The sequence below is a fragment of the Pseudomonas sp. FP1740 genome (genome assembly GCF_030687165.1).
Lineage (GTDB): Bacteria > Pseudomonadota > Gammaproteobacteria > Pseudomonadales > Pseudomonadaceae > Aquipseudomonas.
In genome coordinates this window covers 2,460,123-2,474,241 of record NZ_CP117461.1, presented here as the reverse complement: position 1 = coordinate 2,474,241, position 14,119 = coordinate 2,460,123, and the positions used below count along the sequence as shown (strand labels likewise).

The following is a 14,119-nucleotide window of genomic DNA, read 5'->3' as shown; positions in this document are numbered from 1 at the left end:
GGATCACCTTGAAAATACAAGTCCGATGTGGGAGCGAGCCTGCTCCCACACTGGGAATATTGAGTTCATCAGAACAGTGCCTGGCTTCAAGCCATCTGGTTTTCCAACTGCTGGCCCTGTGGCGTCCGGCTGTAACCGTTCTCTGCAACCAATTGCCCCTGCGGTGTGCGGCTGGAACCATCCTCAGCCACCAGCGGCGTCAGTTGGAAGCAGGTGCTGCTGCCACAGCTGCTCTGTTCAACAGCCGCGTTGGCATGGGCGGCGACGCCGGCTACGGAAAAGACGATGGCGGTCAAAAAGCGGGTGACGTTGTTCATGGAGTTCTTCCTGTTTCAAAAAAGGGATTGATAACGGGTGAGCAAAAGACTCAGTTGTCTTCGTTGCAGTTGTCAGCGAATTTGCGGTAATCAAGGGCCTGGGTTTTGCCTTGGGAATCCAGGTAGGTCATCCGCGCATTCACAATCCCGCAGGAAGGCGTGGCGTCCTCTTTCATCGACAGCACCTTCTGGATGTCCAGGTGCGTGCCATAGGTGTAGGTTTGCGGGGTGACATTGGCTTCGGCCCGGGCCGACAAGGTGCAGATGTTCAGAGCGGCAAACAGGCAGGCGGCGTAGACGGCTTTGGTATTCATGGTGGTTTCCTCGGGGCTTCAATGGGTCAATCGTTGCCAAATCGTTGATGGGGCCGAGGCGGTTTGGGTTTGCCTCGATGGAAGCCATTAGAAGCCCGCGAGGTATCCCGTCTGTGTCCGGAACAGGCGCGAGTAAATTGCTATGTATCAACACCGGCCGGCGATACACAGCGATACAAAACCCCTGAAACCGGCTGTTTTTGCGTCCCCGTGTATCCGCCGACAGGCCAGATACACTGCAATACAAACCGCTGCGGGCGAGCGAGCCTTGACTCGGTAGACTGCGCGAAAACTCCTACTCAAGAGGCATGGCGACCATGGAACACGTCGATCACATTCTCATCGTGGACGATGACCGCGAGATCCGGGAACTGGTAGGCAATTACCTGAAGAAGAACGGCCTGCGCACCACCGTGGTAGCGGATGGACGGCAGATGCGTGCGTTTCTGGAGACCACGCCGGTGGACCTGATCGTGCTCGACATCATGATGCCGGGCGACGATGGCCTGCTGCTCTGCCGTGAGCTGCGCGCCGGCAAACACAAGGCCACGCCGGTGCTGATGCTCACCGCGCGCAACGATGAAACCGACCGCATCATCGGCCTGGAAATGGGCGCCGACGACTACCTGGTCAAACCGTTCGCCGCCCGTGAACTGCTCGCCCGTATAAACGCCGTGCTGCGCCGTACGCGGATGCTGCCGCCGAATCTGGTGATCACTGAAAGCGGTCGCCTGCTGGCGTTCGGTCGCTGGCGCCTGGACACCTCGGCACGGCATCTGCTGGATCAGGACGGCACCATGGTCGCCCTCAGCGGCGCGGAATATCGTTTGCTGCGGGTGTTCCTCGATCATCCTCAGCGGGTGCTCAATCGCGACCAGTTGCTCAACCTGACTCAAGGTCGCGACGCCGACCTGTTTGACCGCTCCATCGATTTGCTGGTCAGCCGCTTGCGTCAGCGCCTGCTCGACGATGCCCGGGAGCCGGCCTACATCAAGACCGTACGCAGCGAAGGCTATGTGTTTTCCCTGCCGGTGGAAGTGCTCGGTGCGCCGTCATGAACCTTGCGCTGCACTGGCCCCGCACGCTGGCCTCGCGGCTGTCGCTGATTTTCCTGATCGGCCTGATCCTCGCCCAGGCGCTGTCCTTTGGCGCGCAGTACTACGAGCGTTATGAAAGTGCGAAAAATACGATGTTGGGCAATCTGGAAACCGACGTTTCGACCTCCCTCGCCATCCTCGACCGCTTGCCTGCCAACGAACGAGCGAGCTGGCTGCAGCGCCTGGAACGCACCAACTATGGTTATCTGCTGAATGAAGGTTCGCCCGGCACACCGATGGCGCCCAGCGATGTGCCGATTGCCGTCCCCTCGATTCAGGACGCCATCGGCCATGAATATCCGCTGACTTTTACCGACATCCCCGGCCCGAAGAAACACTTCCAGGCCCATCTGAAACTGAAGGACGGCAGCCCCGTCACCATCGACGTGCGACCCGCGATGGTGCCTTTGTCCCCGTGGTTACCGGCGGTATTACTGGGGCAACTGGCGCTGCTGATCGCCTGCACCTGGCTGGCCGTGAGAATCGCCATCCGCCCGCTCACCCGCCTCGCCCAAGCCGTGGAAACCCTCGACCCCAACACCCACGCCGTGCACCTGGATGAAAAAGGCCCGACTGAAGTCGCCTACGCCGCCAGGGCATTCAATGCCATGCAGGCGCGCATCGCGGCGTATCTCAAGGAGCGCATGCAACTGTTGGCGGCGATTTCCCACGACCTGCAAACCCCGATCACTCGCATGAAACTGCGTGCCGAATTCATGGACGACTCCAGCGAAAAGGACAAACTGTGGAATGACCTCGGCGAGATGGAACACCTGGTGCGCGAAGGCGTGGCCTATGCCCGCAGCATCCATGGCGCCACCGAGGAAAGTCGCCGCACCGATCTGGATTCGTTCCTCGACAGCCTGGTGTTCGACTATCAGGACATGGGCAAAGACGTGCAGCTGGGCGGCAAAAGCGCCGCAGTCATCGACACCCGGCCCCATGCCTTGCGGCGGGTGCTGGTGAACCTGGTGGACAACGCGCTGAAATTCGCCGGCGCGGCTGAGTTGTGGGTGGAAACGAAGGCCGACGGCAGCTTGTCGGTGAAGGTCATGGACCGAGGGCCGGGGATTGCCGAAGAGCAATTGGCCCAGGTGATGCAGCCGTTCTACCGCGTGGAGAATTCGCGTAATCGCAGCACCGGCGGGACCGGCTTGGGGTTGGCGATTGCCCAGCAATTGGCGCTGGCGATTGGCGGGTCACTGACCTTGAGCAATCGCGTGGACGGTGGGTTGTGTGCGGAGCTCAGGTTACCGAAGCCCCAATAAACACCGCCCATCCCAGTGGGAGCAGGCGATTGATCGTTCCCACGCTCCGCGTGGGAATGCCTCAAGGGACGCTCCGCGTTCCAACTCCACCGCCGCTGTCGAGCCCCACGCAGAGCGTGGGAACGATCATTCAGCAACGTTATTCCGCAGGCCGAGCCCGCAACCGCCGTCCAATTACATCCAGCACATCGCACCCATCCCGTAACGGAATAGCGCAGAGCAAGGCAAAGTCACTGAGAATGAAGGATTCGCACTCGACCGAACCGCGCATCGACATGTTCTCCAGCACCTGAGTAACTGCGCGAATTCGATAGCTGGCAGTGTCATACAAAACATCGATCGGCGCGTGGGTATCGACGAACAGGGTGGGCATGTCGGTGCAGTTGCCGGTGAGGGCCATGAAGCGGTTTTCGGGGTGGGGGATTGGTTTTTCGTAGGGTGGATCGGGTGTAAGCGTCTTCATCGATTTAAGTCCTAACGTATGGATTGAAGCCGCCAGAAATCACTTCCACGCGAATAGGTGGCGGCTGTACGCAGGTGTGGAAGACCGGGACGTTAGGCACCCGGCGCACTCGAAAGCGCCCCGCGCACAGCCACCATGAAACACAGACGATAAAAAACGCCGAACTGGTGGCGCTTGATGCGCCTAACGATAGAAGGGCTTCCACGCCCTGTCACTGAATTTGCAGTGACCTCCCAAAGACTATCGATGAGGCGCGCTGCGCACCAGTTCATGGAAACCGCTACAACCTGAAGAAAACTTCCGATGACTTTGCCCAGAAATTTCGCACCTCCGTAAAAAATGATCTATTTAGACACCGGTGGGAAATAAGGTAATTTTCTTAAATTCCAGATCTAGAAAGTCATCGTCGCTGCTGCCGACAACGGTGCTGGCATTGCCGAACCTGATGATTCGTTCCATGTCCATCAGCGAAGGCAAATCAGTAGCGCGGCTGGCCGTGTCCGCCGCCTGGTTGAACCAACGCTTGAGTTGTTTGCGATAGAGCCTCAGGGTCTCCGTAAAACCGTCGAGCTCCTGCTCAATGCGGGCGATATGCTCCATCAACGCACCGAACGGTATGGAGTGGAATGAAAAATCGGGTCAAACATGTGCAATCCCTCGCGCAGGAAATTCGGCGCGCGAGACTTTGCGGGGAATCGATCAGGAAAGAAGTCGGGAAAGGTGGAAATGGATGTAGGGTGATTCGCTGATTGTCAGCGACTAAAGGCCGCTATACCGATTACCCCTTCCCTGTGCATCTGCCGCAACAACGCCATTCCACTGTCGATAAAGGCCTGCGACCCCGCCATCCCTGCCTCCACCGCCAGCCCTTCCAGTTGCGACCGGCCATCGAGCTGAGGAAATCCCCCAATCCGCTGCAACAACCGCCACGCCAACGGGCTCAGCTCGGAGAAGCGCACACTCCAGTCTTCAGCCCGACGCACCAACAGCAACGTCGGCTGAGTCGGTGGCACTTGCGGCCGATAATCCGGCCCCACTTTTTGCACCGGCCAGCCATAGGCCAACGGCCAGGCCAGCGGCGAAACCTGCAACGGTTGATCCAGCAGCAGCCCTGCATCGCTGGCGGGTAGCGGCTCGGCGTCGGATTGTTGCAAGGCCATTTCGACCCATTCGTAATGCGCCAGCTCGACCATGAACGGTGGCCACGGCCCATCGTTCAGCGCCAGCGGCATCGATGCGAGGAACTCGACAAACTCCCGGGCGATCTCGCCGAATTTTGGCGTGTGAGCGCGGTAGTCCCGCAGGAAGATTCGCACCAGAGAACGCCAGTCACTGTCCCCCAGTATTCTCACCAACACCGGAAAGGTGCCGCTGAGCAACGACGACAGGTTCGAGAACACCAGGTCGCGATAAACCTGCGCCCGTGCCACGTCCATCCCGGCGGGCGGTGCACAGTGGTCGGGGTCGCGCAGGTAGCGAGTCAAGGTGTCTTGCTGCTGATACAGCGTCGGTTTATCCACGGTCCGCCTCCTCCTGCAGTCGGCGAATGGTCTGCAACTCGCTCACCAGTTCAGAGAACGCCGGGTAATTGAAGTCCCGTTCAAGCAGCGTCGGCTGTACGCCGAACCGCGCATACGCTTCGGCCAGCAAAGCCCAGACCACCGGTTTGACCGAGGCGCCGTGGGTGTCGATTTTCAGCGTGTCGGATTCGTCGAAATGCCCCGCCACGTGCATTGCGACTACCCGCCCCGTGTCGATGCCCGCCAGAAACGTCTGCGGATCGAAACCGTGATTGATCGAGTTGACGTAGACATTGTTGACGTCCAGCAGCAGGTCGCAATCGGCTTCGCGCAGCACTGCGTTGGTGAACGTCAATTCGTCCATGTCCTGCTGCGGCGCGGCGTAGTAGGAGACGTTTTCCACCGCCAGGCGCCGACCGAGAATGTCCTGTGCCTGACGAATTCGGGCAGCAACGTGATGCACCGCTTCCTCGGTAAACGGCAACGGCAGCAGATCGTAAAGATGCCCGTCATCGCTGCAGTAGCTCAGGTGTTCGCTGTACAGCGGCACCTTGTAATGATCGAGAAAAACCCGCATTTCCCGCAGAAACCCGATGTCCAGCGGCGCCGACCCGCCCAGCGACAAGGACAAGCCGTGACAGGACAACGGATAACGCTCGGCCAGGGCACGAAACGCCGCGCCATGCGCGCCGCCGATGCCGATCCAGTTTTCCGGCGCGACTTCCAGAAAGTCGAAAGCGCCCTTCGGGGCCGCTTGCAGGTCGTTCATCAAACCACGGCGCAAGCCTAGCCCGACGGTCGCCTGCGCTGATGTGAGGGGAATTTGCATGGTGTCGATCTCATCCTGGGATCCGGTCTCCAGCGCCTGAACACTCAGTGCCGGCCGGCAGGCCCAGTCAAACGCCTCGGTGTGTCGGGTCTGTGTGCGCAAACACCCCTCTTCTCAGCGCACTGTATCGGACAGGCAGCCAGATACAGAGGGATACACGAACTAGACTTGTTGATTACCCCCGCAGGGGGGAGCCAGGACGCGGTTATCGTCCTGTTCATTCCCACGATCACCGCCCACAGGCGCATGCCTCGACAAACAATGCCTGCGGGCTGTGATCCTGCTGAAGGAGCACACAAGATGGACGAGGCCAGACTCAATGATTTCATGGGCAAACTGGTGAGCGACATGGGTGGCGCGGCGATGCTCGCCAACGTCATCCTCGGCGAAGAACTCGGCCTGTACCGGGCCATGGCCGACAGTCAGCCCGTCACCCCCGAAGCACTCGCCGAGAAGACCGGCTGCAACACCCGCCTGCTGCGTGAATGGCTCAGCGCCCACGCCGCCTCCGGTTACATGGAACACCGCGACGGCCAGTTCCGCCTGCCCGAAGAGCAAGCCCTGGCGCTGGCAATCGAAGACTCACCGGTCTATGTAGCCGGCGGTATGGCGGTGGTTGCGTCGTTTTTCCATGACAAGGACAAACTGGTCAACGCCATGCGCGGCAACGGCGCCCTGCCCTGGGGCGACCACCATCCGTGCATGTTCAGCGGCACCGAGCGGTTCTTCCGCCCAGGCTACAAGGCGCATCTGGTCAGCGAGTGGCTGCCGGCGCTCGACGGGGTGGTCGCCAAACTGGAAGCCGGCGCGAAAGTGGCGGACATCGGCTGCGGCCACGGCGCCTCGACCGTGATCATGGCCCAGGCTTTCCCCGAGTCGCGGTTCGTCGGTTTCGATTACCACGCGCCCTCGATCACCGTCGCCACCCAGCGCGCCGAAGAAGGTGGCGTGTCCGGTCGGGCGCGGTTCTTCCAGGGCAACGCCAAGAGCTATCCGGGCGACGACTATGACCTGATCTGCTATTTCGACTGCCTGCACGACATGGGTGACCCGGTGGGCGCCGCACGGCATGCCTATGAATCGCTCAAACCCGACGGCACTGTGCTGTTGGTTGAGCCCTTCGCCAACGACACGCTAGACGAGAACGCCAACCCGGTGGGACGGCTGTTCTACGCCGCCTCGACCTTTATCTGCACACCCAACTCGCTGTCCCAGGAGGTCGGCCTCGGGCTCGGTGCTCAAGCGGGCGAGGCTCGGTTGCGCAAGGTCTTCACCGAAGCGGGGTTCACCCAGTTCCGGCGAGCCACGGAAACGCCGTTCAACCTGATTCTGGAGGCGCGTAAATAAGGGCAGGCGCATCACCCAGGCAGGCTAAACCCAATCCCTGTCGGGGTGGGCTTGTGTGGCAAGGGGGCTTGCCCCCTCGCCGCAGTCCATTTCCACAGGCGACCGTGATCAGCTCAGACGCTCACCCAAGTTTTCAGCCTTGAGAATATCGAACAACGCCTGCGCCGCCGCCGACAGTTCTTGCCCCGTCGTCAGCACCCCGATCGCCCGTTCCACCACCGGGTCGCGCAGGGTGATGCAACGCGCGCCCAGCTCGCGCATCTGCCCGGCGCACAACGCTGGCACCGCGCTCACGCCCAGTCCGCTGGCCACCATCCGCCCGACCGTTGCCAACTGATGACTTTCAAACTCCACCGGCAATTTCATGCCCCGCGCTTGCAAGTGCTCTTCGAGCATTACCCGCACCGTGGACGGTCGCTGCAAGGTAATGAACGGTTCCTTGAGCAGGGTCTGCCAATCGATATCGCCCAGGTCCGCCAGCGGTGAATCAAGCGGCACCACCGCCACAAACCGGTCGATGTACAACGGGGTAAACTGCAGCGACGAACTCTGGGTCGGCTCAAACGCCACGCCCAGCTCCACCTGGCGGTCGCGGACCATTTCCAATACCTGCTCGTTGATCACGTCGTTCACCGTGACGTTGACCTTGGGATAACGCGCGCGAAAGGTCTTGAGGATCGGCGGCAGCAGGTTGCCGGCAAACGACGGCATCGCCGCCAGCGTCACGCGGCCGCGCTGAAGGGTGAAACGTTGGCGCAGTTCATCCTCGGCGTTGTCCCAATCCGCAATCAACCGACGGGCCAGTGGCAGCAGTGATTCACCCTCGGCGGTCAGAGCGACGTTGCGGGTATTGCGGGTGAACAGGCGCCCACCCAGGCCCTCCTCCAGCGCCTTGATGGTCAGGCTCAACGCCGACTGGGACAGGTGCAGCCGTTCGCAAGCCACGGCAAAGCTCAAACTCTGGGCCACGGCCAGGAAGGCGCGGATCTGTTTAACGGTCATGGCCACTGTCTCCAACGTAGCGCGCACTCATTGGTGAGTTTTATCTATCAATCAACCTTAAAAATCAACTTAACAAATAAATCCTGCGGCGAGACACTCCCTCCCCATCCGGCTAGCCAGCCGCCCACAAAGAATAAAAGAGGTGCATATGGCAGGGTTCGACAAGCGCGTGTATTCCTATGAGGAAGCGATGGCCGGTCTTGAAGACGGCATGACCGTGATCTCCGGCGGCTTTGGCCTGTGCGGGATTCCGGAAAACCTCATCGCCGAGATCCAGCACCGGGGCACCCGTGATCTCACCGTGGTCTCCAACAACTGCGGCGTCGATGGGTTCGGTCTCGGCGTGCTGCTGGTGGACCGGCAGATCCGCAAAGTGGTGGCCTCCTACGTCGGCGAGAACAAACTGTTCGAAGACCAACTACTTAAAGGCGAAATAGAAGTCGTCCTGACCCCCCAAGGCACCCTCGCCGAGAAAATGCGCGCAGGCGGTGCCGGCATCCCGGCGTTCTTCACCGCCACCGGCGTCGGCACTCCAGTCGCTGAAGGCAAGGAAGTGCGCGAATTCAAGGGCCGCCAGTACCTGATGGAAGAATCCATCACCGGTGACTTCGCCATCGTCAAAGGTTGGAAAGCCGACCATTTCGGTAACGTGGTCTATCGCCACACCGCCCAGAACTTCAACCCGCTGGCCGCCACCGCAGGCAAGATCACCGTGGTCGAAGTCGAAGAAATCGTCGAACCCGGCGAGCTGGACCCGTCGCAGATCCACACCCCTGGCATCTACGTCGACCGGGTCATTTGCGGCACGTTCGAAAAGCGCATCGAACAGCGCACCGTGCGTAAGTGATCCCCTGCCCCCGGACCGAATGAAGGAATAACAACAATGGCACTTTCCCGCGAACAAATGGCTCAGCGCGTCGCCCGCGAAATGCAGGACGGCTACTACGTGAACCTCGGCATCGGCATTCCGACCCTGGTCGCCAACTACATCCCCGAAGGCATGGAAGTCATGCTGCAATCGGAAAACGGCCTGCTCGGCATGGGCGCCTTTCCGACCGACGCCGAAGTCGACGCCGACATGATCAACGCCGGCAAGCAAACCGTGACTGCGCGTATCGGCGCGTCGATTTTCTCCTCCGCCGAATCGTTCGCGATGATCCGTGGTGGCCACATCGACTTGACCGTACTCGGCGCGTTCGAAGTGGACGTCGAAGGCAACATCGCCTCCTGGATGATCCCCGGCAAACTGGTCAAGGGCATGGGCGGCGCGATGGACCTGGTGGCCGGTGCGGACAACATCATCGTCACCATGACCCACGCCTCCAAGGACGGTGAGTCGAAACTGCTGCCCCGCTGCAGCCTGCCGCTGACCGGCGCCGGTTGCATCAAACGCGTACTGACTGACCTGGCCTACTTGGAAATCCACAACGGCGCGTTCATTCTCAAGGAACGCGCACCAGGCGTGAGCGTTGAAGAAATCGTCGCCAAGACCGCCGGCAAACTGATCGTGCCTGACCACGTCCCGGAAATGCAGTTCGCTGCCCAGTGAGGAATCCGTCCATGCAAGACGTTGTGATTGTTGCTGCCACTCGCACTGCCATCGGCAGTTTCCAGGGCGCGTTGGCCAATGTGTCCGCGGTGGACCTCGGTGCTGCGGTGATCCGCCAGTTGCTGGCGCAAACCGATCTGGACCCGGCGCAGGTCGATGAAGTGATCATGGGCCAGGTATTGACCGCCGGCGCCGGGCAAAACCCTGCGCGTCAGGCTGCGATCAAGGCCGGCCTGCCCCACGCCGTACCGGCCATGACCCTGAACAAGGTCTGCGGCTCGGGCCTCAAAGCGCTGCACCTGGCGGCGCAGGCGATTCGCTGCGGCGATGCCGAGGTGATCATCGCCGGTGGCCAGGAAAACATGAGCCTGGCCAATTACGTGCTGCCGGGCGCCCGCACCGGTCTGCGCATGGGCCACAGCCAGATCGTCGACACGATGATCAGCGACGGTTTGTGGGATGCGTTCAACGATTACCACATGGGCATCACCGCCGAGAACCTGGTGGACAAGTACGGCATCAGCCGTGAAGCCCAGGACGCCTTCGCTGCCGCCTCGCAACAAAAAGCCGTGGCCGCCATCGAAGCCGGGCGTTTCGTCGATGAAATCACCCCGATCCTGATCCCCCAGCGCAAGGGCGATCCACTGGCCTTCGCCACCGATGAACAACCGCGTGCCGGCACCACCGCCGAGTCCCTGGGCAAGCTGAAACCGGCCTTCAAGAAGGACGGCTCGGTGACCGCCGGCAACGCCTCTTCGCTGAACGACGGCGCCGCCGCGGTGATCCTGATGAGTGCCGAGAAAGCCAAGGCCCTCGGCCTGCCGGTGCTGGCGAAAATCGCCGCCTACGCCAACGCGGGCGTCGACCCGGCGATCATGGGCATCGGCCCGGTCAGCGCCACCCGTCGTTGCCTGGACAAGGCCGGCTGGTCCATCGATCAACTGGAGCTGATCGAGGCCAACGAAGCCTTCGCCGCGCAATCCCTGGCGGTGGCCAAGGACCTGGAATGGGACCTGAGCAAGGTCAACGTCAACGGTGGCGCGATTGCCCTGGGCCATCCGATTGGAGCCTCGGGTTGCCGGGTGCTGGTGACCTTGCTGCACGAGATGATCAAGCGTGACGCCAAAAAAGGCCTGGCCACCCTGTGCATTGGTGGTGGTCAGGGCGTGGCATTGGCGATCGAGCGCTAGCCCGAGACCGCGTTGTCGTTCATCGCGAGCAGGCTCGCTCCCACAGGTGACCGCATTCTCCCGAGAGCACTCGGTTACCTGTGGGAGCGTGGCTTGCCCGCGACGACGGCGGCACAGTCAACATTGATGTCGCCTGACACACCGCTTTCGCGGGCAAGTCCCCTCACCACAACGGCTGGAAACCTCTGGCCCTCAGGCAAATTTCACCAGGTTCAAGACCGGCAACGGACCGCCCGGGAACTGCACCAGCCGCGCCCCGACACTCAGTTCGCCCAGATCGATTCCAAAGAAGCCCAATCGCTCGATCAGCGCTGCCACTTGAGCCTTGGCCTCGGCATCGTCACCAGAAAGAAACAACACTCGCCGCCCACCCTCCGCCGCCGGATCACTCTCAAGCAGATGCGCTTGAAGGTGATTGAAGGCCTTGACCACCCGCGCGCCAGGTACCCATTCGGCAAACACTTCACTGGACGGACGGCCCTGCAAATCCACCGCTTTGAACGATGGCGCCTCGATCGAATTGTTCGCGTCGATGACAATCCGCCCGCCGAAATCCGGCAATCCGGCCAGTGCCGTTGGCAATTTCGACCAGTTCACCGCGACCAGAACGATCGGCTGCGCGGCCGCTTCTTCACGGGTGCCGGCCCGCGCCGTCGGCCCGAGTTCTTCCACCAGTGAGGCCAGGGTTTCCGGGCCGCGGCTGTTGGCGATGACGACTTCAATGCCCTGACGGGACAATGCTTTGGCGAAGGCTGTGCCGATGGCGCCGGCGCCGATGATTCCGATAGTGCTCATGGTGTTCACTCCGTAGTGGGTTGGTGGAGTGAATACTGCGCTTGCCATTACTACTTTATTAGACGGTAATGAGTTGAATGATCTTCAAGTATTAATATCAGGTGTCTGAGATGGAAACACTCGCCAACCTCGAATCTTTCGTGCGCAGCGCTGAAACCGGCAGCTTCTCCGCCGCCGCACGGTTGCTCGCACTGACGCCCGCCGCCGTCAGCCGCAACGTGGCGATGCTTGAACGCAATATCGGTGTGCGGCTGTTCCAGCGCTCGACCCGCAAGCTGTCACTGACCGAAGCCGGCGAACGCTTTCTGGCCAGCATCGGCGGCAATCTGCAGGCGCTGCAGACGGCGATCAGTGCGGTGTCCAGTGATCGCGGGGAGCCGGCGGGGGTGCTCAAGGTCAGCTTGGCGCCGACGTTCGGCATTGACCACGTGTTGCCGCTGTTACCGGAATTTCTGGCGCGCTACCCGCTGATTCGCTTGGAATGGCACTTTGAAAACCGCCAGGTCGATCTGATCGCCGAAGGGTATGACGCCGCCATCGGCGGCGGTTTCGAGCTGACACCCGGGGTCGTCTCGCGGACGTTGGCAGCGGCGGATGTGGTGGCGGTGGCCTCACCGGCGTACCTGGCCGGACGCACCCTGCCCAGCAGCCCGGCGGACCTGGCTCAGTACAACGGCATTGTGATGCGCGGCATTCGCACCGGGCGGGTGCGCCAATGGGTGATGCGGGATAGCGTGGGCAATGAAGCCAGCGCCGAGCTGAGTGAAAACATCGTGCTCAATGACCCTGCCGCCATGCGTGAAGCGGCCCTGCTCGGCCTTGGTGTGACGCTGCTGGTATCGCCCGATGTCATCGCCCATATCCAGCACGGCGAACTGCTGCGCTTGTTGCCGGACTGGCATGCCGACGCGGGATCGATCTCGCTGTATTACCCGAGCCGCACGTTGATGCCGGCCAAGACCCGGGTGTTTATCGATTATCTGGTTGAGGCGTTTGAGCGGGGGTGAAGATCAAAAGAATGACTCAGCCCACAAACTGCAAAATCAACCAGCTGTTGGCCGCACTGATTACCGTAAACAATCCCCACGCCAACACCCGAGTTGGCAGCCGATTCACAAACGGCCCCATGAGCGTCTGATCGTTGGTCATGCGAATCAACGGGTACAACGCGAACGGCAGTTGCAGGCTGAGTACCACCTGACTCAACACCAGCAGCTTGCCGATTGCCCCGTCGCCCATCAGCCACACGCCGATAAACGCCGGGATCAGCGCCAGCCCGCGAGTGATCAAGCGCCGTTGCCAGCAGGGCAAGCGCAGGTTCAGGTAGCCCTCCATGATCACCTGGCCCGCGATGGTGCCGGTGAAGGTCGAGCTCTGCCCCGACGCCAGCAACGCCACACCAAACAACACGCTGGCCAACGCCCCGCCCACCAATGGATCGAGCAAGTGATAGGCATCCTGGATGTCCACCACGTCGGTGTGCCCGGTCTTGTGGAAGGCCGCGGAAGCAAGAATCAGGATCGCCGCGTTGACCAGCAGTGCCAGCGCCAGGGAGCCGATGGTGTCGATGCGCGCCAGTTTGACCGCGTCCTGCTTGCTGGCCAGGTCTTTGCCGATCATCCGCGTCTGCACGATCGAGGTATGCAGGAACAAGTTATGCGGCATCACCGTGGCCCCGAGAATGCCGATGGACAGGTACAACGGCGCCGCATCGCCGATCACCGAAAGTGACGGTGTGAAACCCCGAGCGACATCCGGCCAATAGGGTTTGATCAGCAGCAGTTCGACGAAGAAACACACGCCGATCGTGCCCACCAGCACCAGCATGATCGCCTCCAGCCGACGAAAGCCGCGATTTTGCAGGGCCAATACCAGCAACGTGTCGAACGCGGTGAGCGCGATGCCAAACGTCAGCGAACAACCCAGCAGCAAGTGGAACGCCAAGGCGCAGCCAAGCACTTCAGCAAGGTCGGTGGCGATGATCGAAATTTCCGCCAGCAGCCACTGGGTCCGTGCGGTCCGCGTGCTGTAGCGCTCCCGACACAACTGCGCCAGGTCGCGCCCGGTGGCGATGCCCAGACGCGAGCACAAACACTGCACCACCATCCCCGCCAGGCTCGCCAGCAACACCACGAACAACAGGCTGTAGCCAAACCGCGAACCGGCCTCGATGGCCGTAGCCCAGTTGCCCGGGTCCATGTAGCCGATGGACACCAGCAAACCGGGGCCGGCAAAACGCAGAACGCGCTTGTAGAACGAAGCACCAGGGTCAACGGCAACCGTGCCGGCCACTTCCGGTGGGCAAAACGGCGCGGTGCCGACTTTGGGCAAACTGAATTTCACGCAAGCATCCGTCAACAGGTGGGAGCGCGCAGCTTAGACGTTTCGCGTACGCGGGTGTAGGCGCTCAACGCTTGCGCAGAGACCG

The 14,119-nt window shown here is 61.3% G+C and carries 16 protein-coding genes; 7 read left to right on the top strand and 9 right to left on the bottom strand.

Features of this window, described 5'->3' with window-relative positions:
• Positions 1–86 precede the first annotated feature (86 nt).
• Together PSH69_RS11210 and PSH69_RS11205 are read right to left on the bottom strand one after the other, a co-directional pair.
• Positions 87–317 carry a hypothetical protein gene (locus PSH69_RS11210; RefSeq protein ID WP_258613658.1) on the bottom strand — a complete coding sequence of 77 codons (231 nt, stop codon included), beginning with the start codon at positions 315–317 and terminating at the stop codon, positions 87–89.
• Positions 318–367: 50 nt separating this feature from the next.
• Complete coding sequence (locus PSH69_RS11205) at positions 368–631, bottom strand: DUF2790 domain-containing protein (protein WP_019649304.1); 264 nt, start codon at positions 629–631, stop codon at positions 368–370.
• Positions 632–948: 317 nt separating this feature from the next.
• Here PSH69_RS11205 and PSH69_RS11200 point away from each other — a divergent pair, with 317 nt between their 5' ends.
• Positions 949–1,689 carry a response regulator gene (locus tag PSH69_RS11200; protein ID WP_026286577.1) on the top strand — a complete coding sequence of 247 codons (741 nt, stop codon included), beginning with the start codon at positions 949–951 and terminating at the stop codon, positions 1,687–1,689.
• Positions 1,686–2,996, top strand: coding sequence for an ATP-binding protein (locus PSH69_RS11195; RefSeq protein ID WP_138867212.1), 1,311 nt, complete (start codon positions 1,686–1,688; stop codon positions 2,994–2,996). Before PSH69_RS11200 ends, PSH69_RS11195 begins: the two co-directional genes overlap by 4 nt.
• A gap of 139 nt (positions 2,997–3,135) precedes the next feature.
• Here the strand turns inward: PSH69_RS11195 and PSH69_RS11190 are convergent, their stop codons facing one another.
• The 4 genes from PSH69_RS11190 to PSH69_RS11175 form a co-directional block, all read right to left on the bottom strand.
• Entirely contained in the window at positions 3,136–3,459 is a 324-nt protein-coding gene (locus PSH69_RS11190; RefSeq protein WP_305412017.1) for a hypothetical protein, read from the bottom strand.
• A gap of 348 nt (positions 3,460–3,807) precedes the next feature.
• On the bottom strand, positions 3,808–4,059 hold the full coding sequence (locus tag PSH69_RS11185; protein ID WP_305412016.1) for a hypothetical protein: 252 nt from the start codon (positions 4,057–4,059) through the stop codon (positions 3,808–3,810).
• Between the two features lie 152 nt (positions 4,060–4,211).
• The gene (locus tag PSH69_RS11180) at positions 4,212–4,979 is read right to left on the bottom strand and encodes a DUF2063 domain-containing protein (RefSeq protein WP_305412015.1); all 768 of its coding nucleotides are present in this window, start codon (positions 4,977–4,979) and stop codon (positions 4,212–4,214) included.
• The gene (locus tag PSH69_RS11175; protein ID WP_305412813.1) at positions 4,972–5,808 is read right to left on the bottom strand and encodes a DUF692 domain-containing protein; all 837 of its coding nucleotides are present in this window, start codon (positions 5,806–5,808) and stop codon (positions 4,972–4,974) included. Before PSH69_RS11175 ends, PSH69_RS11180 begins: the two co-directional genes overlap by 8 nt.
• A gap of 300 nt (positions 5,809–6,108) precedes the next feature.
• On the opposite strand from PSH69_RS11175, the gene PSH69_RS11170 reads away from it, so the two are divergent.
• On the top strand, positions 6,109–7,155 hold the full coding sequence (locus PSH69_RS11170; RefSeq protein WP_305412014.1) for a class I SAM-dependent methyltransferase: 1,047 nt from the start codon (positions 6,109–6,111) through the stop codon (positions 7,153–7,155).
• Between the two features lie 108 nt (positions 7,156–7,263).
• On the opposite strand, the gene PSH69_RS11165 is transcribed toward PSH69_RS11170, so the two are convergent.
• Entirely contained in the window at positions 7,264–8,157 is an 894-nt protein-coding gene (locus PSH69_RS11165) for a LysR family transcriptional regulator (RefSeq protein ID WP_019649313.1), read from the bottom strand.
• 148 nt (positions 8,158–8,305) lie between these two features.
• On the opposite strand from PSH69_RS11165, the gene PSH69_RS11160 reads away from it, so the two are divergent.
• The 3 genes from PSH69_RS11160 to PSH69_RS11150 are packed head-to-tail and all read left to right on the top strand — an operon-like array spanning position 8,306 to position 10,896.
• The gene (locus PSH69_RS11160) at positions 8,306–9,004 is read left to right on the top strand and encodes a CoA transferase subunit A (RefSeq protein WP_018928063.1); all 699 of its coding nucleotides are present in this window, start codon (positions 8,306–8,308) and stop codon (positions 9,002–9,004) included.
• 36 nt (positions 9,005–9,040) lie between these two features.
• Complete coding sequence (locus PSH69_RS11155) at positions 9,041–9,706, top strand: CoA transferase subunit B (RefSeq protein ID WP_018928064.1); 666 nt, start codon at positions 9,041–9,043, stop codon at positions 9,704–9,706.
• An 11-nt stretch (positions 9,707–9,717) separates the two neighbouring features.
• The gene (locus tag PSH69_RS11150; RefSeq protein ID WP_018928065.1) at positions 9,718–10,896 is read left to right on the top strand and encodes an acetyl-CoA C-acetyltransferase; all 1,179 of its coding nucleotides are present in this window, start codon (positions 9,718–9,720) and stop codon (positions 10,894–10,896) included.
• A gap of 192 nt (positions 10,897–11,088) precedes the next feature.
• Here the strand turns inward: PSH69_RS11150 and PSH69_RS11145 are convergent, their stop codons facing one another.
• Complete coding sequence (locus tag PSH69_RS11145) at positions 11,089–11,691, bottom strand: NADPH-dependent F420 reductase (RefSeq protein WP_018928066.1); 603 nt, start codon at positions 11,689–11,691, stop codon at positions 11,089–11,091.
• 110 nt (positions 11,692–11,801) lie between these two features.
• Between PSH69_RS11145 and PSH69_RS11140 the strand changes: the two genes are divergently transcribed.
• The gene (locus PSH69_RS11140) at positions 11,802–12,698 is read left to right on the top strand and encodes a LysR family transcriptional regulator (protein WP_305412013.1); all 897 of its coding nucleotides are present in this window, start codon (positions 11,802–11,804) and stop codon (positions 12,696–12,698) included.
• 16 nt (positions 12,699–12,714) lie between these two features.
• On the opposite strand, the gene PSH69_RS11135 is transcribed toward PSH69_RS11140, so the two are convergent.
• Positions 12,715–14,034 carry an Nramp family divalent metal transporter gene (locus tag PSH69_RS11135; RefSeq protein ID WP_019582143.1) on the bottom strand — a complete coding sequence of 440 codons (1,320 nt, stop codon included), beginning with the start codon at positions 14,032–14,034 and terminating at the stop codon, positions 12,715–12,717.
• Between the last annotated feature and the right edge of the window lie 85 nt (positions 14,035–14,119).

Coding starts and splice junctions, on each gene's coding strand:
- PSH69_RS11210 (WP_258613658.1), bottom strand. CDS start 317: ATGAACAACGTCACCCGCTTTTTGACCGCCATCGTCTTTTCCGTAGCC.
- PSH69_RS11205 (WP_019649304.1), bottom strand. CDS start 631: ATGAATACCAAAGCCGTCTACGCCGCCTGCCTGTTTGCCGCTCTGAAC.
- PSH69_RS11200 (WP_026286577.1), top strand. CDS start 949: ATGGAACACGTCGATCACATTCTCATCGTGGACGATGACCGCGAGATC.
- PSH69_RS11195 (WP_138867212.1), top strand. CDS start 1,686: ATGAACCTTGCGCTGCACTGGCCCCGCACGCTGGCCTCGCGGCTGTCG.
- PSH69_RS11190 (WP_305412017.1), bottom strand. CDS start 3,459: ATGAAGACGCTTACACCCGATCCACCCTACGAAAAACCAATCCCCCAC.
- PSH69_RS11185 (WP_305412016.1), bottom strand. CDS start 4,059: ATGGAGCATATCGCCCGCATTGAGCAGGAGCTCGACGGTTTTACGGAG.
- PSH69_RS11175 (WP_305412813.1), bottom strand. CDS start 5,808: ATGCAAATTCCCCTCACATCAGCGCAGGCGACCGTCGGGCTAGGCTTG.
- PSH69_RS11170 (WP_305412014.1), top strand. CDS start 6,109: ATGGACGAGGCCAGACTCAATGATTTCATGGGCAAACTGGTGAGCGAC.
- PSH69_RS11165 (WP_019649313.1), bottom strand. CDS start 8,157: ATGACCGTTAAACAGATCCGCGCCTTCCTGGCCGTGGCCCAGAGTTTG.
- PSH69_RS11160 (WP_018928063.1), top strand. CDS start 8,306: ATGGCAGGGTTCGACAAGCGCGTGTATTCCTATGAGGAAGCGATGGCC.
- PSH69_RS11155 (WP_018928064.1), top strand. CDS start 9,041: ATGGCACTTTCCCGCGAACAAATGGCTCAGCGCGTCGCCCGCGAAATG.
- PSH69_RS11150 (WP_018928065.1), top strand. CDS start 9,718: ATGCAAGACGTTGTGATTGTTGCTGCCACTCGCACTGCCATCGGCAGT.
- PSH69_RS11145 (WP_018928066.1), bottom strand. CDS start 11,691: ATGAGCACTATCGGAATCATCGGCGCCGGCGCCATCGGCACAGCCTTC.
- PSH69_RS11140 (WP_305412013.1), top strand. CDS start 11,802: ATGGAAACACTCGCCAACCTCGAATCTTTCGTGCGCAGCGCTGAAACC.